Annotated in this window: 1 protein-coding gene; it reads left to right on the plus strand. The window is 60.4% G+C overall.

Annotated elements, in window-relative coordinates; all coding sequences use genetic code 11:
- Window positions 1-568 (plus strand): GAF domain-containing protein (locus EN991_RS39005; protein ID WP_127370673.1); only part of this gene is annotated, 568 nt, incomplete at both ends.

A 568-nucleotide genomic window follows, 5' to 3' on the forward strand; every position in this document is an offset into this window, starting at 1 on the left:
GTGGAGCGCATTGTCCAGATTGTCACCGACGCTGGCGTCGCGCTGTCAGGCGCGCAATTCGGAGCTTTTTTCTACAATGTCCTCGATGACACGGGGGACAGCTATGTGCTCTACGCCCTGTCGGGAGCGCCACGCTCCGCTTTCGAAAATTTTCCCATGCCACGCAACACGGGCGTCTTCGAGCCTACTTTTCGCGGGACGGGCGTGGTGCGTTCCGATGATATCCTCATGGATGTGCGCTATGGAAAAAATCCGCCGAGGAAGGGAATGCCGGAAGGCCATCTTCCCGTGCGATCCTATCTTGCCGTGCCGGTCATTTCGCGATCGGGCGAAGTGCTGGGTGGGCTGTTCTTCGGACATTCCGGTTGCGGTGTCTTTGCCGCAGAGCATGAGACAGCCTTGCTGGGGCTGGCCGGTCATGCCGCCACGGCAATCGACAACTCCCGACTGTTCAAAGCGCTGCAGACGCTCAACGCCACTCTTGAGCAGCGTGTGGCTGAGGAAGTTGCCGAACGCGTCCGAGCAGAAGAGCACCTGCGCCAGGCGCAGAAGATGGAGGCCGTGGGAC

Origin of the sequence: Mesorhizobium sp. M7A.F.Ca.US.005.03.2.1 (assembly GCF_003997795.1) — a bacterium.
GTDB lineage: Bacteria > Pseudomonadota > Alphaproteobacteria > Rhizobiales > Rhizobiaceae > Mesorhizobium > Mesorhizobium ciceri.